The sequence below is a fragment of the Chloracidobacterium sp. D genome (assembly GCF_018304685.1).
GTDB lineage: Bacteria > Acidobacteriota > Blastocatellia > Chloracidobacteriales > Chloracidobacteriaceae > Chloracidobacterium > Chloracidobacterium thermophilum.
This window is the reverse complement of the sequence record NZ_CP072634.1, coordinates 51,050-73,005: the sequence shown is the minus strand read 5'-3', so window position 1 is coordinate 73,005 and position 21,956 is coordinate 51,050. Positions and strand designations below refer to the sequence as shown.

The 21,956-nt window shown below is 60.8% G+C and carries 16 protein-coding genes; 4 read left to right on the top strand and 12 right to left on the bottom strand.

Annotated features, from left to right (window positions below; translation table 11 throughout):
* Window positions 1–28: 28 nt before the first annotated feature.
* The 5 genes from yvcK to J8C01_RS00255 all read right to left on the bottom strand — a co-directional run bounded on the left by yvcK (window position 29) and on the right by J8C01_RS00255 (window position 7,476).
* Window positions 29–1,159 (bottom strand): gluconeogenesis factor YvcK family protein, encoded by a 1,131-nt coding sequence (yvcK, locus tag J8C01_RS00275; protein WP_211431997.1) that lies wholly within the window; start codon window positions 1,157–1,159, stop codon window positions 29–31.
* A gap of 105 nt (window positions 1,160–1,264) precedes the next feature.
* Window positions 1,265–1,798, bottom strand: a complete 534-nt coding sequence (locus J8C01_RS00270; RefSeq protein ID WP_211431996.1) for a hypothetical protein — start codon at window positions 1,796–1,798, stop codon at window positions 1,265–1,267.
* A 508-nt stretch (window positions 1,799–2,306) separates the two neighbouring features.
* The gene (locus J8C01_RS00265; RefSeq protein ID WP_081464606.1) at window positions 2,307–5,297 is read right to left on the bottom strand and encodes a POTRA domain-containing protein; all 2,991 of its coding nucleotides are present in this window, start codon (window positions 5,295–5,297) and stop codon (window positions 2,307–2,309) included.
* 15 nt (window positions 5,298–5,312) lie between these two features.
* Window positions 5,313–6,542, bottom strand: coding sequence for an alanine racemase (gene alr / locus J8C01_RS00260; protein ID WP_211431995.1), 1,230 nt, complete (start codon window positions 6,540–6,542; stop codon window positions 5,313–5,315).
* Entirely contained in the window at window positions 6,526–7,476 is a 951-nt protein-coding gene (locus J8C01_RS00255; protein ID WP_211431994.1) for a hypothetical protein, read from the bottom strand. The genes alr and J8C01_RS00255 overlap by 17 nt, the downstream gene beginning before the upstream one ends.
* A gap of 276 nt (window positions 7,477–7,752) precedes the next feature.
* Between J8C01_RS00255 and J8C01_RS00250 the strand changes: the two genes are divergently transcribed.
* The gene (locus J8C01_RS00250) at window positions 7,753–8,901 is read left to right on the top strand and encodes a collagen-like protein (RefSeq protein WP_211431993.1); all 1,149 of its coding nucleotides are present in this window, start codon (window positions 7,753–7,755) and stop codon (window positions 8,899–8,901) included.
* A gap of 96 nt (window positions 8,902–8,997) precedes the next feature.
* On the opposite strand, the gene J8C01_RS00245 is transcribed toward J8C01_RS00250, so the two are convergent.
* The 7 genes from J8C01_RS00245 to J8C01_RS00215 form a co-directional block, all read right to left on the bottom strand.
* Window positions 8,998–10,146, bottom strand: a complete 1,149-nt coding sequence (locus J8C01_RS00245; RefSeq protein WP_211431992.1) for a putative CRISPR-associated protein — start codon at window positions 10,144–10,146, stop codon at window positions 8,998–9,000.
* Window positions 10,143–12,527, bottom strand: a complete 2,385-nt coding sequence (cmr6, locus tag J8C01_RS00240; RefSeq protein ID WP_211431991.1) for a type III-B CRISPR module RAMP protein Cmr6 — start codon at window positions 12,525–12,527, stop codon at window positions 10,143–10,145. The genes J8C01_RS00245 and cmr6 overlap by 4 nt, the downstream gene beginning before the upstream one ends.
* On the bottom strand, window positions 12,524–12,925 hold the full coding sequence (gene cmr5 / locus J8C01_RS00235) for a type III-B CRISPR module-associated protein Cmr5 (protein WP_211431990.1): 402 nt from the start codon (window positions 12,923–12,925) through the stop codon (window positions 12,524–12,526). Before cmr5 ends, cmr6 begins: the two co-directional genes overlap by 4 nt.
* Before the next feature lie 5 nt (window positions 12,926–12,930).
* Entirely contained in the window at window positions 12,931–13,857 is a 927-nt protein-coding gene (gene cmr4 / locus J8C01_RS00230) for a type III-B CRISPR module RAMP protein Cmr4 (protein WP_211431989.1), read from the bottom strand.
* The gene (gene cmr3 / locus J8C01_RS00225; protein ID WP_211431988.1) at window positions 13,850–14,968 is read right to left on the bottom strand and encodes a type III-B CRISPR module-associated protein Cmr3; all 1,119 of its coding nucleotides are present in this window, start codon (window positions 14,966–14,968) and stop codon (window positions 13,850–13,852) included. The genes cmr4 and cmr3 overlap by 8 nt, the downstream gene beginning before the upstream one ends.
* Window positions 14,969–14,976: 8 nt before the next feature.
* The gene (gene cas10, locus J8C01_RS00220; protein WP_211431987.1) at window positions 14,977–17,601 is read right to left on the bottom strand and encodes a type III-B CRISPR-associated protein Cas10/Cmr2; all 2,625 of its coding nucleotides are present in this window, start codon (window positions 17,599–17,601) and stop codon (window positions 14,977–14,979) included.
* Between the two features lie 206 nt (window positions 17,602–17,807).
* Entirely contained in the window at window positions 17,808–18,785 is a 978-nt protein-coding gene (locus tag J8C01_RS00215; RefSeq protein WP_211431986.1) for an MDR/zinc-dependent alcohol dehydrogenase-like family protein, read from the bottom strand.
* Between the two features lie 105 nt (window positions 18,786–18,890).
* On the opposite strand from J8C01_RS00215, the gene J8C01_RS00210 reads away from it, so the two are divergent.
* From J8C01_RS00210 to J8C01_RS00200, 3 genes are read left to right on the top strand one after another with little or no spacing between them, the layout of a single operon-like run.
* The gene (locus J8C01_RS00210) at window positions 18,891–19,841 is read left to right on the top strand and encodes a 2Fe-2S iron-sulfur cluster-binding protein (protein ID WP_014098562.1); all 951 of its coding nucleotides are present in this window, start codon (window positions 18,891–18,893) and stop codon (window positions 19,839–19,841) included.
* A 49-nt stretch (window positions 19,842–19,890) separates the two neighbouring features.
* Complete coding sequence (locus tag J8C01_RS00205; protein WP_014098561.1) at window positions 19,891–20,709, top strand: hypothetical protein; 819 nt, start codon at window positions 19,891–19,893, stop codon at window positions 20,707–20,709.
* Window positions 20,710–20,717: 8 nt separating this feature from the next.
* Window positions 20,718–21,956 carry a DNA adenine methylase gene (locus J8C01_RS00200; protein ID WP_041569018.1) on the top strand — a complete coding sequence of 413 codons (1,239 nt, stop codon included), beginning with the start codon at window positions 20,718–20,720 and terminating at the stop codon, window positions 21,954–21,956.

Here is a 21,956-nt window from a genome sequence, read left to right as displayed (position 1 = left end):
CACTGCTTTGTTCAGGACAGCCGTGCGGTCAGCGCGCCACGAGTCGCAGCAGGTTGGGCTTGCGCTGACTGGAGGGCAGACGGCGGGCATAGACCTCCAAGACGACCCGCGCCAGCTTGTCTGGTGCGTGGCGGACAACCTCTGTTTCTTCGACGAGATTGGCCGTCATGACCGGAATCCGATGGTGGTCAAACACGAGAAACTTGTCGGTAGCCACCCGCGCCGTTGGTGGTGGTACGTTCAGCCGCCGGATGGCTGACCGTCCGGTGAGCGGCCGCGAACCTTCGAGGCGGTAGCGGGCCTGGGCTGCTGCCGAAATCCGGCCGTGATTGACAATGACGGCATCCAGCGTCGCCGGGGCCAGGGCATCCAGCAGGGTGGCGACATGGTCGGCAATGGAGAAATCGGTTGTCTCACCGGGCTGGGTCATGAGATTGCAGACATAGACCTTCAGTGCCTTGGACGCGGCAATGGCCTCGGTCATGCCCGTCACCAGCAGGTTGGGAATGACACTGGTAAACAGCGAGCCCGGCCCGAGCGTGATGAGGTCAGCTTCCGCAATGGAAGCCAGCGTTTCGGGCAGCGGGTTGCAGTCGGGCGGATCAAGAGCAACGCTCTGAATGCGCCCACCGGCGGCGCTGATTTTTGATTCCCCGCGTACGATGAAGCCATCGTCGAGTTCGGCCACCAGAGTGACATCAGCCGTGGTGGACGGCACGATCTTGCCCTTGATGGCCAGCACCTCACTGCACAACCGGATGGCTTCGACGAAATCACCCGTGATCCCTGTCAGTGCCGCCAGAAACAGATTCCCGAAACTGTGCCCCCGCACGCTGCCCTGTCCGGGGAAGCGGTACTGAAACAGCCGCGCCAAAAGCCGCTCATCTTCCGAAAGCGCCACCAGGCAGTTGCGGATGTCGCCCGGCGGCAATATCTGGAACTCCTCCCGGAGACGCCCGGAACTGCCCCCGTCATCAGTCACAGTGACCACAGCCGTCAGACTTTCAATACACTGGCCGGGCAGGCGGATGCCATCGTCAATGACATGACGTTTCAGCCCCCGCAGCAGGGTAGCCAGTCCCGTCCCTCCTCCAATGGCAACACACTTGATAGGTGATTGAAATTGTCGGGAAGCAGAAGAAGCTGTAGTAGCAGCCATACGTGCAATGAACCGCCCCATCTGGCAACAGAAAAGACAACCAGCCACTTCCTCCTGACCGACGACTTCCGCCGGCCAGGGGAATTACGGTCTTCTGTTACCGGTTCATAGCACAGTTGGTTGCAGTTTTTGTTCGCAAATCTTCAGGAAGACCCGCGCCCGGTTAGCAATTTCGCTTTCCAGCACGAAGTCACTCAGCAGAAGTTGAAGGACATCCCGTGCCCGGTCGTAGTCGTTTTGTTTGAATGACTCCATGGCCGTGGTGTAGAGGTTCAGGGCCTCACGCTCGCGGTTCCGCCGCACGGAAGAAGACACCGGACTGGAAATCACTGGCGCGGGTGGGGGTGGAGTCTTTTGGGCTTTGGACTTGGCTGTCTTACTGGATGAAGCTGCGGCCGGGGCGGGCAGCTCTGCCGTTTTTGGTGTCGTCGCCGAGGCGGTTTTGGCCGCTTTCACCGTCTCGGCTTTCACGGCGGCGGACTCTGCCGAACCTGACGCCTTGGAAGTTTTGGATTCCGCTGTGGGATGGACATCCTTGCGCACCGGGGCTGCCGACTGGCTGCGCGCCGACGCTTTCGAGGTCACTTCCCGGACAGCCTTGACCACCGCTTCCACAGCCTGACTGGTGCTGGTTTCCACAGACCTGGCCTTTGACATCCCTACTTCAGCCGGACGGGACTTGGCGGTGTGCGTTTTGGCTGTGGTTTTGGTGGCAACGGAACCTGTATCCGGTTGCGTGGAGAGCGGACTTACTGGTGACTCTGCCACGGGAGACGCCGCAGACGATCTTTTCCGGCCTGCTTTCCTGGTGGTGTTGACCTCGGTCGTCGTAGTGGGCGAATCAATGGCGAAAGGTGTGGAAGAGGCTGATTCGGAGGTGCGACGACTGGACTTGGCACGCGCTGCCGGCGTCCGGGAGGGAGCGGTCGGTGGCGTGTCTTGGGTTGGGAGCGGAGCACTCGCTGTGAGTTTGCGTGAAGACTTTGAACCGGAAACAGATAGAGCCATTCGCAAGACCTCCCACAGACCGAAAAGATTGTCAAGATAGCACTTTGATAAGAGTAACGTTTTTATCCAGCCATGGTAGCTCAGTCCGTTGTCTTTCGTCAAGCAACTTACCAAAACGCCAAGGACAGCCGGCCACGTCTCAGAACGCCTGACCAAAGGTGACATGCACTTGGAAGTTGGTCAGCCGCCGATTGGGTGTGGCGACAAAAAACGGCGGATCGATGAGGTAGGCGGCATCCACCCGCAGGGGTCCCAAGGGCGTTTTGATCCGAAAGCCCCCACCCAAACTGTTGGTCAGCGATCCCACACCAATGTCTGAAACACGTGCAAAGACGTTGCCAACATCGTAGAAAACGGCCCCTTCCAGGTTTTGCAACAGGGGAAAGCGCACTTCCCCGGTGGCGGCAATCAGGGCATTACCCCCAACCGGCGCATCGGTGACGGGATCGCGCGGGCCGGCCTGCTCAAAACCCAGCCCGCGCAGGGTTGTCGGGCCGCCGGAGAAAAAGCGTTCACTGATCGGAAGGGCCTGGGTGCCGCCATAAGGCTGCGCCAGGCCAACTTGCAGCCTGCCGGCCAGGATGACCGGCGACCGCTCTGTGACACGACGGTAGCCCTGGGCCTGCCCCAGAAACCGCAGAAACCGCTCGGAACCGCCGATGCGCGGAGTGGCCACGGTCAAGTCGGCGGAGATGAAGGAACCGCGTGTGGCATCGAGGGGCACATCCCGTGTGTCACGGACATACGTGGCAGAAAGCGTCCCCAGATTCAGGGGCTGATCCGCACGCTGGAGCGGAGGGTTTGTCACGCGCAGATCGAGTACCCGCACATTCTGTAACCGGTAGCGGAAAATCAGGGCGCTTTGCGCATCAAAACGGAGTTCCGACTGAATGAGCGCCACCAGGCGCTGGGCCGTAAAGCTGACCCGCGCCTGCCGTTGAAACAGTCCCGATATGAGAATTGGCGCGGTGACGCCATCCGTCAGGGTGGTGACCCGTGGCAGGTTGAAGCGCGGAAACTGATAGGAAACCTGCGCCAACTGCTCCCGCCGGCTGAGGCGGACAATGAAGCTGCCGACTTCCAGCCGACCGAACATATTGGCATTCGACAGCTCAAAGGAGCCGCGCGGGCCGTCGTTGGTCTGGTAGCCAAACCCGTAGGCCAAGGTGTACGGCTTTGCCTCAATGACATCCAAGGTCACATCCGCCAACGCATCGGCGGGCCCCGTCGCCCGGACATAAGGCGTCTGAAGCAATACCTGCCGAAACGCCCCCGTCGCATAGAGCGCCTGTTCGGCCTGATTCAGCTTGTCGCGCCGCAGGCGTTCTCCCGGCCGGATGGCAAGGAAGCGGCGCAGGGTTTGCTCCGAGGTTCGTCCGCGCGTGCCGATGATGACCCGGTTGACCGTAAAGCGCCGCCCTTCCTCGATTTCATACACGAGGCTTACCTGTGCCGGATCGCCATTGGTTTCTTCGAGTTCCTGCCGAATCCGCACTTCGGCAAATCCTTCGCTGAGGTAAAGTGCCGTGAGGCGCTCCAGGTCGGCGCGTACCCGCTCCTGCGTGACCACCTCACCAGCTTCCAGTTTCAAGACCTGTTTGAGCCGTTCCGCTTCGAGAAGCTGATTGCCCTCCAGGCGGATGTCAGCCACGTGCGCCTGCGGCCCGGGCTCCACCTGGAACAACACCGTGAGGGCTTCATCGCTCAGCCCGGTGCCAATCCGCCGTTCCACCACCTGAGCCTGCAAATATCCGGCGTTGCGCAGGTCGCGCAGAATTACCTCGGCATCCCGCGCCAAGGTGTCTTCGGTGACCAGGCCGCGCGAAGGTGGAATAATGGATGCCGGGCGGGTCTGGAAGTCGCCGGCAACATCGCGGTACGCCAGAATATCCGTCCCCACAATGCGCACCTCCTGCACGCGGTAGCGGCGATTCGGCTCGATGGTGTAGGTCACAATAACCCGGTCTTCATCCACCCGGCGCTGCCGCGACCACTCGACTTCGGCAAAGAAATAGCCCCGCCTTTGCAGGGTGAGGAGCAACTGGCGGGCCCCGTCTTCCAGGGTGAAGTCATCAAGACCACCATCACGGAGCACCGGCAGGATGCGGCGCTGTTCTTCACGGCGCAGCTCAAACCCGGTGACATTGACCGTGACGGCCGGACCCGAGGTGATTGTGACCGCAACCGCAACCCGGTTAGTGGCCGGATCATAGGTGATGCGCGGTTCGCTGATGCGCGGATCAAGGTAGCCACGCGCCACGTGCAAAGCGCGAATGCGTTGGAGGTCGGACTGGACAAAATCTATCGCGTAGGGCGTCCCCACCGGGTGCTGGATGATTTTGGCGTCAAAGTCACCAGGTGGAATTTTCAGGTTTCCGTCAATCTGCCAAGCACCAATAAGGGCCCGCGGCCCCGGCGTAACGACAAAGGTGACGCGCACCCGGGCCGCATCGTTTGGCGGCGAGAGGCGCGCCCGGATGGAAGCCTGGAAATAGCCGCGCTCGCGGTACAACCGGCGCAGAATTTCCTCACTCTCGCTGAGGACGCGCGCTGTGATTTTGCTCCCCCGTTCCAGGGCCGGCAGCCGTGGCAGGAGTTCTTCCACAGGAAAGATGGTATCGCCCTCGAAGACAACTTCGGCAACCCGGAGCTGGCGGGCAATGACAAACCGGACCCAAACCCCATCGGCTCCTTCGGGGGTTGTGAACACCTCGGCATTGGCGACGCGCCCCGAACGGTGTAACCGCACGAGCGCTGACCGCAGCCGGGCTGCAGTCAAGAGTTCACCGACCTGCAAACCGACGATTTCCACCAGGGACGGCTCCGGGGTAAACCCCGCCTCGACCTCAATGGTGAGGCGGGTGATGGTACGTCCATCCAGACGGCCGACCGGGGGACGCAGCGGATCGAGAACACTAGCGCTCTGTACCGAGGGCAGTATGTTCTGCGCGCCAGCCGCTATACCGGCAAGGGCAAACCACAGCCCCACAACCAGCCAATGCAGCCGCCACAGCTCCAGTTTGGTTGGGTTTGGTTGGCGTTGCCTCCAAGGTGGCACTATCCCGGTCAGGTACGGACCGGCTTCTGTCTTTCGTTCCCACGCCAACATCGGGGTGCGATTATGGGTCATGGTTTCCGTGCCGCGCTACTTGCAGGCAGACGCCGGTGTATCTTCACGCCCGCCCGGCGCGGAAGACATGGCTGCCGCACGATAGCAGCGGGGCACGCGCGCCGTCAGCGCCGTTGTGGCTTCAAGGGCAATACTGCCCATCACGGCTGCGTATTCCTCCGCCGTGATGGTTGTCTCCCCTTGGCTGCCAATGAATGTCGCCACGTTGCCTAAGGCCACATCCGGCACGTCGGTGACATCCAGCATAGTCACATCCATGCTGACGCGCCCGATGATAGGCACTTTCCGGCCGCGCACAATCACCTGGCCGCGGTTGGACTGGATGCGGTGCAGTCCATCGCCGTAGCCCAGCGGGACGGTGGCCACCCGCGTGGGACGGCGCGTGACAAAGGTGCAGCCGTAACCAAGCGGTGTGCCGGGCGGAACGGTCTTCAGCCCCAGAATGCGCGCGTGGAGCGACAGTACCGGCTGGGTTGGCGGCGGCGGAAACGCCGGAGACAGAGCATCTCCAGCAATACCGTACAGCAATCCGCCCAAGCGGACCAAATTCCCTGCCGCCTCCGGCAGAAAAGCATGCAAACCAGCGCTGTTGGCCAGGTGGATGTAGCGCGGCGTCCATCCGGCCGCCCGCGCCTGCTGCACCGCCAGTGCGTGGCGTCGTATCTGGTCGCGTGTGAAATCGGCATGCTCCGGAAGGTCAGCCGAAGCAAAGTGTGTCATCAGGCCGTCCAAGCGGAGGTGCGGGCAGGCTTTGAGGCGCTCCAAGACGGTGGTGAACTGGTCAGGCGACAGCCCCAGACGACCAATTCCGGTGTCTATTTCGAGATGGACGGCCACCGTCCGCCCGGCTTGGGAAGCGGCCTGTTCCAGGACCGGCAGGTAGTCCGGGTCAGGCAGCGTTGTGGCCAGATCATAGTGAACAATGGCGGCTTCCTGCCCAAACCAGAAACCGCCCAGGACGAGAATGGGGCGGGTAATCCCAGCCCGGCGCAGAGCCACGCCCTCTTCCGTTGTGGCCACGCCGAACCAGTCAGCCCGGACAACGTCCTGAAGAAAGGTTGCCACCGGCAGCAGGCCATGGCCGTAGGCATTGGCTTTGACCATGGCCATAACTGGCACGCCAGCGCGCCGCCTGAGCCACCGGTAGTTTTGTAGAAGCCGCGCGAGGTCTATTTCAGCCCAGGCTGAAAGGTGGGGAGACGAGGCATCCGTGATACCCAGCTCCCCTTCATTGCAGCTCGACACGGTCTCCGACAACAGCTTCACGGGTCGTACGGGTCAGCACCCCGACTGCAGTATTGGCCTCCGTACGGACAATCACAATCTCACCCACGAGTGTCCGTGGCAGTTCATTGCGGGGCGTCCGTTCTGCTACCTGCGGGTAGCCCTTCTGTGAAGAAGCCAGCGACGAGTTGTCACGGGTACGGAAACGCTCGCTCGAAAAACCATTACTGCGAGACTGTCCAATCTTGTCATCCCGAAAACGTGTAATCGGGTCACTACCCAGTGGGCGATAGACCGTCAGGTAGTCGCCAACCTTGATGCCGTTGTCCGCTCCAAGGTTGATGTACACCACATCGTTGCGCGCGAGCTGTTCCCGACCAAGCTGCCCGGCCAGAATCTGCCCTGTTGCGCGTCCGGTCGGGGCGCCAACAACCGAGAGCGGACGGTATGGACGCACGGTTGGAATCGGCCGCCGCTCGTAGGGGATGAGGACATCCCCCAGGTTGACCGTGCCGGTGCAGATCAACGTGATTTCCCCGGTTGCCGAGGTGTCGCGTACTTCAGTGATGCGGAGCACCCCCAACTCCTGCACGAGTGTTCCCAGCTTGCGCCGCCGGTCAGCAGGGTCGTAAACCGGACCGATGTTGCGTACAATCTGGTACTCAGCGCCGGTTTGCAGGTTCGCATCACGTCCCCGGTTGATATACACCAGATCACCCTGCGAGAACTCACGGACGTAGGCTTCTTTTTCACTTCCAACAATTTGGAGGTCTTCTGGGGCAGGCTCGCCGATGTAGCCGGCGCACACGCGCATGGCTTCAGACATTACCAAGCGCGGCACTGTGGTTTCAGCCGGATTCTGTGCACGGGCAAGGCCGCTGACGGCCACGACGGCGGTAAGGGCAAGACCGGTCAGGGAGCGGACCGATGCCAGGCGAAGGGAGGTAAGTGACATGTCAGCACCTTCTGTGAAATTTCGGCTCACCAACGGTTGAAGGGTAGCGGGGCGGTGAACCGATGGACTCGACCTGGAACAAGCACATTAGTTTGTAATGTACGCTACGAGTTAGCAGAAATGACGGCCGGGCGTCAACTGCGGACTCGATGCAGCCACTCATTGAGCGTCACCACGACTGCCGCCTCCTGGCCGGGGACGGCGCGGCGCGCTCCATACGGAATCCTGGCCTCACCGGCAGCGACAAACTGACGTTCAACAAACACCACAGGTCTTGTGGGAAAAGCATTTTGCCTTTTTTCGCAAAGCTGTGCTACGCAGCCGCCACATTTTATTCAAGGAGGTTTTGCCATGTGGTCTGCCGGCTTTTGCCTGCGTCACCGTTGGGCGTGGATGGCCCTGGTGCTTTTTGGTACGGCTTTCAACTTTGCTTTCGGACAAGCGCCCGACAGCATGCGGCAGTCTCAAGCGTCGCCGGAATCATCTCCGCCGGTCAAGTACATGGCCGTCCTGCGCCGTCAGGCAGAACAGGGGCTACCACCAACGCCAACTGAAGTTGCGGAGTTCTGGAAAACCAGCGGGAGAATGAGTTATCAGGCGGTCAAAGCCCATCAGGCCGTCATCTTTCAAAGGGTCGCGGCTCGCCTTCAGCGAGAGGGGGTGACATCTCGGCCTTTTTTGCTGCTTCAGCAGAATCTCTGGTATCCGGCTCTGCACCAGGAGTTGATGAGAACGTCCCACTTTCGGGCAACGGTGCGGCTGGGTAATCGGATTGGAGGGGTGTATGTCGCTGATACCGTGGTGGCGCCAGAGCGGGTGGAAGTTGACGAAGAGACCGTCATCATCGCACGGTCTGTTGTTGTGGAAGGAAAAACACTCGTCATTCGGATGAACCACCCTGTCTTCCTTTTCCATGCAACACCGATTTGCTTTACCGAGGCGTCCGTCGGGCGCGTCGTGTTTGACACCAGCGGACAGGGGTACCAAGACAGGCCCGCCGAGCAAGCGCAGCAGGGGCGGGACAGCGTTCGACGGGAACAACAGGGTGATGACCGAAGTGGTAGGCCGGGAGATTCTGAACCGGCCAGCAAGCCAGGGAAAACAGGCGATAATGGCCAGGCCGGGGCAGATGGAGACGCTGGTAACTGTACAAATGGTCCGAACGGGAAGCCAGGAGTAAACGGGGCAAAAGGCCAGGATGGCACAGATGGGGTGGGCGGTGGCGACGGAAAGCGAGGTGGTGATGCCACCCAAGAACTTACGTACACAACACCGTGCAATGCGCAGCCCGGCAATGCCTATGTGTTCCGCACCAATGGCGGTGACGGCGGCGGCTGCACCGAGTATTACTGGGCTTTTTATGCTTCGTATGATGGCGGGTTGACCTGGATATTGGTCTCCACGGCCGATGCCGGCTGCTGGTAATCGCGGCGCATGAACCCGTTACAACCTGCTGTTTCGTCTCCGCCGCTCAGTCCCATCGTGACTGGGCATCGCAGCCAACCACGAACCACCAGTGCATCAAGTCTGCCTGCGACTCAGCCATTCGTTGAGGCTGGCGACAACCGCCGCCTGCTCGCCGGGGGTTTTGGCCGTGCTCTCGACGCGGAATTTGACCGTAAACCGTCCGTCGGAATATATCCCTTCGATGCCCTTCGCGCCGCAGCGAAAGCGCGTGCGCTGGGGCAGGTCGGGGTCGAAGTAGAAGGTTGCACACTGTACGACCTGCTCAACTTCATCCGTCACCTTCTTCATGAAGGCTTCCACTTCCGGGTGCTCCCCGGGCCAGCCGGCACCTTTTTCCAGCCGGGGCGGATGCTTTTGCAACGCCTTGGGGGGCAGCACTTGGCTGCGGTCGGTACGGAAGCGTTCGCGAAAGGTCTCGTGAAAAATCTGCCCGACCGGCGACAGCTCCAAGTAGTCCTGCCCGTCAATCGGGACCCGTTCAACCAGGCTCTCGTATGTTTCCTGCCATTCCTCGGCATAGGTGGATGCCGGAACGGGATCGGATGTCCGTTCCAGGTCGTACAGCATGCCGCTGGCACGCATCCACACCTCGAAGTCAAAGGCCACGGGCAGGGGCGGAAAGGCGATGATTTCGCTGAAGAGTTCGTGCTTGTAAAACACCGGAATGCCCAGAGCCTGGCCGAGCAGTACGGCAACGGCTATCTGCGCCTTGTAGCCGCCGGTGGCATTGATGGCGCAGGCTGCGGCTGAACGTTCCCGGACGATGCGGCAGACGCTCCGCGCCAGGTTGCGCAACCCCTTGGTACGGAACCGCTTGGGGTCTTCGTCCTGCAAGTCTTCCACTTCGACGGTCTCCACCGGCGCATGCCCCTTGTCCAGGTAGTAATCCTTGAGAATAGCTGCGATGTCGCGCCCCTTGTCCGTGCTGGAGTGAAGAAAAAACAGCCCACAGTCCGCCGGGATGTATTCCTTCTCAACCAGGCTGGCAATGGAGTTGATTTCGGCGCCGCACACCCGGTCACTGGCCGGCAAAGGGCGCAGGGCTTTGGCAACTCCCGGCCAGTCACCGCGTTGGTAGGCTTCGGCCAGGGGCCGGTATTCTGGCTTGATGCCGTTGTTGGCCAGTTCCCTCTTCAAGGCTTCCAGGTTGGGCTGAAACAGACTCGTGCCGACGGTACAGATCAGAATGCTTGGCTTGTTCACCGACGACCTCCTTTGGGCTGACTGCCGGGGAGTTGTTTCTTTTTATCCTTGGCCTTTTGGGCGCGTTGTTCTTCTTCTTCAGTCGGCCAAAGAAAACTTGGTTCTTCAGGTGAGTACACGAGCAACTCCACAACGTCACCGGGCTGCTTGTCACTTGGCACGTCTTGACTGTTGACAATGTAGCCGGAGCGGCCGCTGTCTTCATGGCGTGCCTTCCAGCCACCTTTCTTGGTCTTCTCCTCCAGAAGAACCGCTTTGACCCTTTCTTTCGACTTGGGCACGCTCGGTGCAGACGTGATCCCCACTGCCGGACTGGAAGATGCTGGCCTCTGTACCCCTGGTGGTGACAAGCCGGCGCGCCGTCTCAGGTCACTTTCAACATCTTTGAGAAACTCTGTCAGGAATTCCCGGCTGGTCTTGAGGTCTGGGAGGTATGCCGATGGAAAGGCCACGATGCGCACCGTCCAGCCTTCCTTGCCGTCCTTACGGGGGGCAAGGTGAATGTGCACCGGCGAAGCATGCCGATCTTTGACGGGCGGGCGGGGGGTGAAGCTCCCCTGCACGGGTGGGCCAATCCGGCGGGGCAACCCCAGGGCTTTCTTCTCCAGCTTATGCTTGTACTTTTTGGCAAACGCCTGACAGGCAAACCCCACCTGGTCGAGTACGCTCCAGACATCCGGCCAGGAAAAATCAACTTCAACCGGGCCCAGCATTTGGCCCAGGTCAATGGCATCCGGGTTAAGCCTGGCTACCAGGCCTAACTTTTCGCGCAAGCGTTTTGCAGCTTGTTGGCAGGTTTCCAGCCTGTATCCATCGGCCAGTTGGGTTGCCTGAAGCGAGCCAAATCCCTTGCGTGCCTTTGAGCCGACGCCACCAAAGTGGCACAGCAGCCACAGGGCCGCTTTGGCCTGCTCCAGTGCCTCGTCGGCCGTTATGGGCCTGGCTGTGTGCTTGACCGGCTGGGCTTTGTCTGCCTGGCGGTTTGCTTTCTGCCCTGTTTTCACCGGCTCAACAAAGTGGGTTGGACGGGCTACCAGCCGCAACCGCCAGGTTGCACCCGGTTCAAGCCAGTGGCGCTGCTTTCTCTCCCCTTCGCGGCTGGACTCGTCCATTCCATAGGAGAGATACCACAGGCCCTGCGTGGTCTTTTCCGGGTTGGCTTCGGGAATACCGTACTCAGATTCCTTTTTCCGGTTGTCGAAGTTTGCTAGGTCTCTCTTGTTGTAAAGCTGTGGATTGGGGCTGGCAACCCGCTCCACAACCAGCCGCACCGCTGCACCGCCTTTGGTATCCCCCCAGATGGCAGCTTCCAGAGTGCGCAGGGTGGCGACATCCACCACGCCGGCGTGCATGGTGCGCCACCACCAGCGGAGCAGGCCGCGTAGCGTCGCCGGGCGAAGGTCACAATCTTCGCGCTGCTGATTGGCTCCGGCCAGAAAGGCCGGCGAGGTTAGTTTCAGCTCGGTCTCAAAGGTGGCCAGCCTGTCACCCGGAAGCGACAGCAATGCATCTTCCACCGGCTTGAATGCCCCGTAGCCGGTGTTGGTCTTGGCACCGGCACCAAGATGACACAGCCCGCCTAGGAGCCACGTCCGAGCCAGTTCCAGAAGGTCATCCGAAACATTGTGGTGGCGCTTGCTCAACGGAAAGGTAAACGTCACACCCGGCGCAACCGCCAGAAAGTACACGGGTACCGGGTCTTCCCAGTCGCCCGGCGGATGTTGATGAGTTTCCTGGTAGTACCCGGAATGGTGGTTGTTGACGATGTCCACCACCAGCCTGGGCCAGCATTCCGGCCAGGCGTCGTGAAAAACAACGTTGCCACATGCGGCCTTGACCTCCGGGGAGTCCGGGTCGGTGTCGTCCTGATGCCGGACGGCGGCCGGATGATGGCTGTTCGCAATCTGTTGGCGACGGTCCGGGTTGGGGGCCCAGCCAAAGACATCCTCAATCTGCCGCCAGGCAGCCGGCTGGTCAGACTGCGCCGGCAACCAGACGGTTTCAGCGTAGGCGCGCGCCAGCCCTTTGAGGCCGCTGCCGGGCAGGTAGGCAAAGCCGTAGATCGGATGCAGACAGATACCGGCGTTTTCCAGCGCCGCCGCCCGCGCCAGATGCAGCGTCAAAGGGCCCGTTGTCGTACAGTCAAACCAGCTTCCGCCCGGCAGAGCCTTCAACATAGCCTGCCGACGCGCCAGCAGCTCTGTGAGCAGTGACGAATCACCGGGAACACGGCATACCCCCTCCAGAGCGCTTTTTTGTGCCTCCTGATTGCCCGGAACGCTGTACTTGTCGAGTTGCAGGCCCGGATGCTGAACCTGGGTGCTCGTGATAAGCTTGAATAGCTCGAATGTGCTTTTGGGCAAAACAAGCTGCTGGGTCATGACGCTTCTGTTTCTTCTGTCAGTCCTTCGGCTTCGGCAAAGCGGTTGAGCCACAGGAGATAGGCGAGCACTTCATCGGTTGCCCGCCGCAGAACATCGGCATTGCCTTCGATGATGCGCTCCAGCAGGTCTTTTGGTTCGTTTGCCTGGGGTGGCATCCGCTGGTTGACCCAGTCGGTGAGTTCGGCGAGCAGTCCCGGCGCATAACCTTTGGCTTTCAGAAACGCCAGCGCCTGCCCCAACCCGGCCGTCATGATGCGGACGGGCAGTTTTTTGGCCTGTCCGCCGAACTTTTTGGGTTCCTGCTTTTGGTGCGGCCCCTGCTTCTGCTTTGCGCGCTGCACAGCTTCCCAGGCGTGGCTGGCGCGGCGCTGGTCAAGTGTTGGTTGACTTGCCATAAGCCTCACGCCTCCTTTCCGTTGACCAGCCGCACGGCGCAGAGTCCCTTGCCAATGGTTTCATCGCCCCCGATTTGCAGGTAGGGCGGGGTATGGCGCTGTACGTACGCCAGAACGTCGCCGGCTGACTGGCTGTGGCCGTTGCGGCGACTGGCGCTGGCCAGCACCACGGCATAAAACAGCGTTTCTGCCGGCAGGAACTCCTCGTAAAACAGCGCGCCTTCCTTGACCGTCTTGCGTTCGTAATCGAGGCCGACGCGGGCCACGACCTCGGTGGCATGGCGGACAAAATGCGTGAAGTCGTCGTCGTGCAGCACGACCAGATGGCTTCGCAGCCGCTTTTGCGTTGCCTCGTCAGCTACGGCCCGCACGGCAAGCCAGTCCGTCAGATCATTGGCATCGCCCGTGCGTTCAAACTCGAACTCTTCCAGCACCAACTGTTTGCCGCCAACCAGCAGGGGGCTGTCGGCATGGCACAGGGCTTTGTCTTTCCCCGGTTCAGCCGGCAGCCTGAAGCCGGCGTTGCCCAGGTCAGCCAGTTTCAGATCGCGCTGAAGCCGTTCGAGTACGGCCGGGCACGTCACCCAGGCAAAGACGCCCCGCAGGGAACGTACCGGAAAAGCCAGGATGCGCGCATCGGTCAGGCTCAGCGCCCCGGCGTGCTTGCCGGCCTCAGCCGTTTCCGGGCCAAAGACGGCGAACAGATCGCCGTTGTTGCCGGCAGCCCGGCGGCAGGCATCGCGCACAATGCCCTTGAGCGTGGAGCCAGGAATGACCGGCCACTGCGTGTGGCGTTCGCGTTGCACGGGCAAATCCACAGTGCCCAGAGCGGTGCCCGAGCCGGGATGCAGGCTCGTCTGGGCATGGATAAACAGCAGGGCGGCGGCGCGCTGCAAAGTGGCGTTCGCGTTGGCAGCTACGGGTTCAGACATACTCCCACACTCCTGTCACATAACATCCCCACCCCTGCCGGCGGTCGTCGTCCGTTTCAGCCAGCGAGGGCGGCCCCTGGCCCAGCGGGTCATTCAGGAAATAGACACTTCCGGCCGGGACGGCAAAGCGCGTAGGTTTGGGCCCGCCGCGCGCCAGGTCCCAGCCGGAAAACGCGACTGAACCGGACACGGCAGCGGCCGCCAGGCGGCCGGTGAACGCCTCTGGCTTCCAGCCGTGCGCAAACACACACGGGGTCGTCAGCAGTACCAGCGGCTTCTGCCCTTCTGTGGAAGGGACTTCACGCGGCCAGGCAAAGGGTTCTTTCAGCCGGTGGCACAGCACGTGGCGGCTTTCGCCCCCAAAAGCCAGGGTTGTCAACGTATCCAGCGCGCCCGCCGGCGCGTCGTCCGGCAGGCACACTTCGGCATAGAGAAACACACCCTGCTTCAGCGCCAGAAAACCACGCCCGTAAATTTGCGACTCCTCACTGACCAGGCGTTCGGGCGAAATGCCGATGCCGATGCGGTAATCCAGTCCGAACAAATCGCCTGCCGGGACAACTTCCGTAGCAGAAACCGGTTTGCCTTCGAGAAAGTGGAACAGCCCAGCGGGCGTCAGATAGCCTTCGACCGGCTCGGTGACGACCGCTTCTTTGAGCCACAGCGGACGCCGTTGCTCTTCCGGCACAGGGTGCCAGCCGGGGAGTTCTTCCTGCAGAGGGGCCAGGGCAAAAAGCTGTTGGCCGCCGGCTTTCCCTTTGGCCCGGTGCAGCGTTGCCGGCGCCGGCACGAGCACTTCGCATGGCGTGGCGGGGTTTTTGTCCCACCGGGCCAGCCAGGGGCCACGTACGGCCAACGCACCGATCCAGTGCGCCTCCGCGCTGCAAGCTTCGCGTACGGCTTCGGCAAACGGCTTTCCTTCTTCCAGCGCGTGCCGTAACCGGCCGAAGTCGCAGCTGGCAGCCTGCATGAGCGCCGTGCAGATGGCTCCGGCCAGGGTTTGCGGGAGCGGCAAACCGCTGAGCATCTGCTCGGTGCCGTCCATGAAGGGCCGCCCGTCGCGGAAAAAAAGCACATCAAGTGCTTCTAGGCACAAGCCGACGGTCTTCATCGCCCCGTTCATTCCCTTCCCCCACGCGCCATAAACGACGCCGTATGGCAGAGCGTGAGAAAATGCCCGAGCGCCTCTCCGACCGAAGCAAAACGCGGGCGGCTCCCTGAAGCGACCTTTGCATTCGTGAAGGCCTCAAAATCCGCAACGAGCGCATCAGGCGGGAGAATTGGCTTTTCCGCCCGCCCCAACTGCCGCCGTATCTCCGCCTGGATGGCTTCCCTGGGAAGGGCGGCCAGCGTATGCCGCCCGGCGTACAGGTGATAGGCCCACCGATCCGAAGCCCCGGCAAGAAACGCCTGTTTCCACTTCGTCACCACCGGGACAAAGCCCCACGGACAGATGGCTGTTGTGTGCTCGCCCGACCGGCGGCGGACGGTTATGGCCAGGGCATCGCGGCTGGCATCCTTGGCCTGCTCTTCGGCGCGGCGGGCATCCTGCAATGCCAGCCGGAGATCGTCCTTGGCGTGAACAAGCACCAGCCCGCCCGACAGCGTAGCCAGCGAACCCATGAGCAGGTAGGTGCGGCCGTCTTTTTCGTACCAGTCGGCTTTGTAGGCAGCTTGCAGTTCATGGGCGCAGTCCAGGGCGGTGCTGAGCGGCAGCAGCGCCAGGGTGTCATCGCCGCCGGAATAAATGACCGTTCCGCCGTGTTCGGCAACGACCTGTGGGACGATGTGCAGGGCAAAGTTGGCCAGCGCCGTGCTGATGGCGGCATGCAGCGCCGGGCCGACCGGGCGTTTGGCGTCCAGCCCGGCTTGCTGGTGCAGATTTTCGTAGTAGGCGACAAGTTCAGGGTGCATCACCTCCCGCACCGGCGGCGACTTTTCACCCCGCAGCCAGCCGCCAAGCTCATCGCCGTCAAGCTTGAGAATGGCGTAGTACACCGGCGGCTGGCCGTGTTCTTTTTTGGCCGATGCGATGATTTTCCAAAGTTCGGCCGGGCAGGAATCGGCGTCTTCGGGATTCTCATCCGGTCGGGACCAGTACAGCCAGTTGCCGTTCCAGGGCTTTCTCCAGTCCCGCCGCCAGTCAATTCCGGCCTGCCGCAACCAGTCAGCAGCCGCGACAGTCCAGGTATCCGGGAAACGCAGGTCGTCCGTTGCAAGCTCCAGTTCCTTTTTCAGAAAGGCCGGCGCGGCAAATCGCTTGACCAGCCCGATGGCGCACAAGCCTTCGCCCGGCCACAGACGAACGCCCTCGACACTCAGGCCAGGCTCTGACGCCGAAAGCGCATTCCAGAACTGCCTTGACGCGCCGAGTTCGTCCGGCCCCATCTGCTCGAAGGTTCCGAGCAGCGTACATTTCTGCGGAAAGCGCCCGCCAGTCTGAACCGGTGGGTTGGGCGGGACAGGGCGAACCGTACGGTGGGCAGCCAGCGACCGCTGCGCCAGCTCGACCTGATGCTGCCAGCGCCCGGCGTGTTCCTGGTCGTAGCCCGGTTGCTCGCCTTTGGGAATGGCGCGGGCAAGCTGACGGACGGCCGCCGCGTTGGGAAAGGCTTCCCCGAAGGAAGCTTTGCCGGTGAGCAGGCGCGCCAGCGTCTGGTCAATGGTTTGGGCAGAGCCGCCCAGCGGCAGCACAGCCGTCGCCACGTTGAAGTAGTTGTTGATTTGTGCGTCCCAGCGCTTGTCCCACCCTTGGCAGGCGTTGCCCAAAGGTTGCTGGAGAACGGCGCGGACGGCATCCGCCAGTTTCTTGACGGCATCGTCGGCAGCCTGGCGGCAGCGTTTGGCTAACTTTTGGGCAGCCGTACCGTCTTTGCCCCACGGCACAAGGGCCAGAAACCGGTGTGGCAGCGAGGGCGTCATCCGCAGTTCGGTTGGCGGCAGGGACACTTGCCCGTGCAGTCCTTGTGTGTTGTGCAGCCACAAATCCACCAGCGGAATACCGCGCAGGGAAGGGTAGATGAGCGCTGTCGGGCCGAGGTCTTCAAGAATGGGCTTCATCGCCTGAAACGCCAGCCACGACAGGATCATGCTGCCTGACCACAGATCGCGTACGGTTCGCGCCGCCTCGATAAACCGCTGGACAGGCCCCAGCGCAAAGGCCAGCAGGGCTTCTCCGCCACTGGCGTCAAGAGCCGCCCGAAACGCCGCGGCCGTGTCGGCGTGATGCCAGATGGTATGGTCTGGCGTCCGCGTGTCCGCCGGAAGCAAGGCGAAGCACGGGTGAACGTTCGTCGCCAGTGCCTCCGGCCAACACCGCCAGATGGCCAGCAGGCGTATGCGGTATTCGTTCGCAGGCAAACCGCCGACGATAGCCTGAAGCTGCTGTTGCTCAGCCTGCGTCAAGGCGTCATCCAGCGGCGGCACATCGAGGTGTTTTGAGGCGGCCGACAGCGGATGGAAGATACGCAGTTGGCTGTTTTTCGGCGCAACGGCCCGCTCGCCCTCTCTTCCGGCTGTTGGCATGGGAAGGCGTTCAACCGCTGAAGCCAGCGGATCGGCCGTTGTAGCAGCTTCTTCGAGGCGGCGGCTTTCCTCTTCGCCGACCACAATGACGGCATACCGGCGGGCGCGGTCAACGTGTCCGCGAATGGCAAGTGCCTTGTCAGGCGGGTCGTGCAGGTAGGTAAGCAGAATCTTTTCCCAGTTCGCGGCCAAGGGCGTTATCTCCCACAGTCCGGCCATAGCCAAGCGGGGTCCGTATCAAGCCCTTCCCAAGGGCCTTGGCACGGCAAGCGTGCCTGGCAGCTACGGCGTCCCAGAGTGTTTTGCAAGTGGTTGTACTTTCTCTGTTTTACTCTGCCAGCCAGCAACACTTCAACAGAAACCATAAGGAGTGAACCTCTGGCAGGCATATTGCGCAGACAGAGCTTGACGTCGGCCGGAAACCGTTACCGTGGTGTGCCTTCTGGCAGATAGCACCGGAGCAGCACCTTGAGCACGCCCGGTGTGGTCGCGTGCTCGAAAGCGCGTCGTCCGTCGTCCAGGTCATAGACCGCTTCGATGAGCGGCTGTGGGTTGACCTTGCGTGCGGCGAGCAGCGCCAGAGCGGTTGGCATATCGCCACAGCGCGACCCGACCAGCGTCACTTCCGGGACGACAACTGCGGCTGGAGGAAGCATCCAAGGTGTTTCTGAAGTGGACTTGAGCACGACCGTTCCACGGGGGCGTACTAGTCGCAGGGCATCGGCCAAACCGGTAGCGCGCCCGGAGGCTTCCACAACGACCTCGAACCGGCGGTTTGCCGACCGAAGTTCATCCGCGTGGCGGGTTGCGATACCGGCTTCGGCCGCCACGGCCAGCTTGCGTGCGTGACGGCCGATGAGTGTCACAACCAGCCCATGCGCGTGCAGCACCCGGGCAATGAGTTGTCCAAGCTTGCCGTCACCCAAAACGGCTACCGTCTGGCCTGGCTGGCAGGAAACCTGCTCCAGAATGCGACAGGCGGCGGCCAGCGGCTCGGCAAAGACGGCATCCAGATCACTGACGGTATCAGGCACGGCGTAGAGGTTGCGCAGCGGCAGCGCCAGGTATTCGGCAAAAGCGCCGTCGCGCTGGCGGATGCCGATGACGGTGCGTTGCGCGCAGTGGTGTCTGTCGCCGGCTTGACAGGCTTCACACGTGCCGCAGGCCACGTTGATGTCTCCGACGACCCGCCGCCCGATCCAGGCAGCATCGGGGGCCGCAGCCACGACGCCGACAAATTCGTGGCCCAGCGTGCCGGAAAAGCCGGTGTAGCCCCGTACGATGGCGGCATCCGTCGCACAGATACCGGCATAAGTCACCCGGATGACCGCTTCTTCGGGCATGTCCGGCCGGGGGATTTCGGCGAGCTGTAATTGTCCGTTGACCAAACGCAGCGCCTTCACCGGCCACACCTCGCACAGTGGACAGTCTGATGAACGCCCGACTATGATGCCCGATTTCGCGCCATGCGCGCATAAGGGACAACCTCAGACGTGCAGGTATTCACCATGTCAGATACTGTCGGTCAGTTTATTGAGTTTCTGCGCCGCCACGACGACGAAGCCTGGGCGGCGATTGTTGCCAGCCTTCTGCCCGATGTGCACCCCGTTGACCAGAACGCGCTCCGGGTGTGGTTTGCTTTTTATCCGGTCAAGCTGTTTCGCATGCTGGCCGAAGATGAAGCGCGCGCCCGGCAGGACTGCCTGCTCAACGGGCGCTACCGCCTGGCTGACCATATTCACACCTCACACCGGTTTTTTTATGGACATCGTTTCTGGCCGAAGGTTCAGAAAGCCGTGCTGATTGACCTCCGCACGCCGCCTCGGACAACGCTGGAAAACCATATTCGCCAGGCAGCACGGCGCACAGGGGTTGATCCGGCACTGGCGCTGGGGATTACGGCCGTGGCTTACGCCACGCTGCAACAGGTCGGCGTGGAAGCCTTCCTAACGCCCCCGCCGCCAATGGATGTGCCGCCGCTGGAGCCGGAACTGATCGTTGCCGAGCGTCGGCGGCCGGAGCCACGCACCGTGTGGGATATGCTCCTGCGCAGTGAAATCAACCAGACCTACACGATTCGCTTTGATGAACATGACCCGGCGGCAAAGTTTCAGGCCATTTATGGGCAGCCCCTGACGACGGCCGCCGGGCAGATGCCCAATGCGGCAGCGTTCAAGGCAAAAGACCCGCGCTGTGTCGCGGGACCGATTCCCACGGAATGCCAGACCGGGGCCTGTGGCACGTGCTGGATTGGTGTACTGAGCGGCGCTGAAAACCTCAGTGCGATTACGCCCTTTGAAGTCACGCGCCTGAAAAAAATTGGCTATCCGTACGATGGGACAGAGCACCCGGTCATCCGCCTGGCATGCAAGACGGTCTGTGAAGGCAAGGCTTCGATTGTCATTCCACCGTGGAATGGCGTTCTGGCCAACTGGGACCACCCACCAATTCGGGGTTAGCCTTGGCAGCCGTGTATTCCACGGATACACACCTGGACGCCACTAGATCATGAATTTTGGCTTGGATACTCAAGACAAGCGTTACCTTGACATCGTGCTTGAGCCAATTCGGGTTTGCGCCAGATATAAGCCAAGATTTGGTCAAGGCAAGCGGGGTAAAGGTTTGACCTTGGAACAGTTCCAAAAGCTGTATCAGGCGGATCCGTTCTACAACTGGTTTGGGTTGGATAACCCAATGATGTACACCGCCCACAAAGCCGCAGGCGGGATGACAAGCGTCTATCGCCAGATAGGAAGCAGATGCGAAAAACTTTTCAGGACAATCCTGTGTGACTCACTGAGACTCACGCATAACGACGTGACCTGGTCTTACAAGACACAGCTACCCACGGGCAAGGAGCGTACCCTTTACCTGGACGGCCGGGTGCCTCTGGAAGGAATTTCTGACGACCACCGAAAGCAGATTTTTCATACGTGGATGCAGAAGGCCGCAGAGAAGATCGGTGTTGATACCAAAATATCCAATGCACTGATTGGCGCGGTCTTTGAGATTCGACAGGGTTACAAGAGTAAGGACGCAAAGCGTCAGAATGCCGACATTGCGAGTGCGGCAATAGCATATACAAAAGCTCATTTTCCTTGTGCAATAATACTCTCAACACAAATTGATGCCGACATCTTGGACCGGTACAGAAGTGAAAAATGGTTGGTTCTCACCGGCATTGTCGGCAAAAATGATCCCTTGGTATCCACCTATGATTTCATGTGGGATGTGGTTGGCTATGACCTGGAAGGTTTCTTCCAGCGCAACAGTCAACGTCTGCGCGGTGAAGTGGAAGCCACTCTCAAGGTGCTGCTGGCACCATAGGGTCAGGTATGGTTTCCCTTCCGTCACGAGAACAGCTTCGGCGCCGGGCTGAATATACCCACAAGTTCAATGCCAGGGTGGGCAGATATGGCTGGCTTAGGTTAACCCCGGCTTATTCTTTGAAGATCGTTGAGGAACTGATTGCCAACCATCCCAATGCACAGAGGATTTTGGATCCATTTTGTGGGACAGGAACAACAGCACTCTGCGCTGCCTGCTACGGCCGCGAAAGTACAACAGCCGATATTAATCCATTCCTGGTCTGGCTTACACAAACCAAAATTGCCCGATACCCAGCGGAAACCATTGAAGCGGTGCAATCTGCGTGTCAGGAAGTGCTTGACTTGGTTGCCAGGCATGCTGTCAAGCCAGTTTCAACGCCACCTATTTTTAATGTTGAACGGTGGTGGAGCCTGGAAACACTTACCTTTCTTCGATTGCTTCGCGCAGCTATCGAAAAGGCCACCGAGCCGGATACACCTTCCCGCAATTTACTGCTGGTGGCCTTTTGTCGTACGCTCATTGAGCTGTCGCAGGCGGCATTCAATCACCAGTCCCTGTCATTTGGAAATGATGATGGATTCGCTCTTCCCTTTCCCGTGGACAGAGGTTCGGTATTTGCAGCGAGTGTTCAGTTTGTGCTTGAAGGAGTACTGGAAAACCCCAGCGGCACAGCCTCCGTTGTCCTCGCAGATGCACGGACGTTGAAGGGCAAGATTTCAGGAACGTTCGACCTGGTGATTACCTCACCGCCTTATGTCAACCGCATGTCCTACATTCGTGAGCTGCGCCCATATATGTACTGGCTGGGCTTTCTCCAGAACGGCAGGGATGCCGGTGAACTCGATTGGAAGGCCATCGGTGGAACCTGGGGAATTGCAACGAGCCGGCTCACAGACTGGAAGCGCCCGGAGGGACACTTCAGAAGTACACGTCTGACGAATGTGCTGCAAGCCATTGCATGCGCCGAGAACAAGCATGGCAGGTTGCTGGCAAAATACGTCGCCAAATACTTCGATGACATGTGGACGCATTTCTGTGAACTGCCGAAACTCTTGGCTGCTGGCGCAGAGGTGCATTACATCGTTGGCAACTCGACATTCTATGGAACGCTGGTTCCCACCGAGCAATTGTATGCGGAAATGCTCTCTGCGCTTGGCTTCTCACACATCGAATGCCGGCCCCTTCGCAAGCGAAACTCCAACAAGGCACTCGTTGAGTTTGACGTTGTAGCCCAGTGGAAGTAA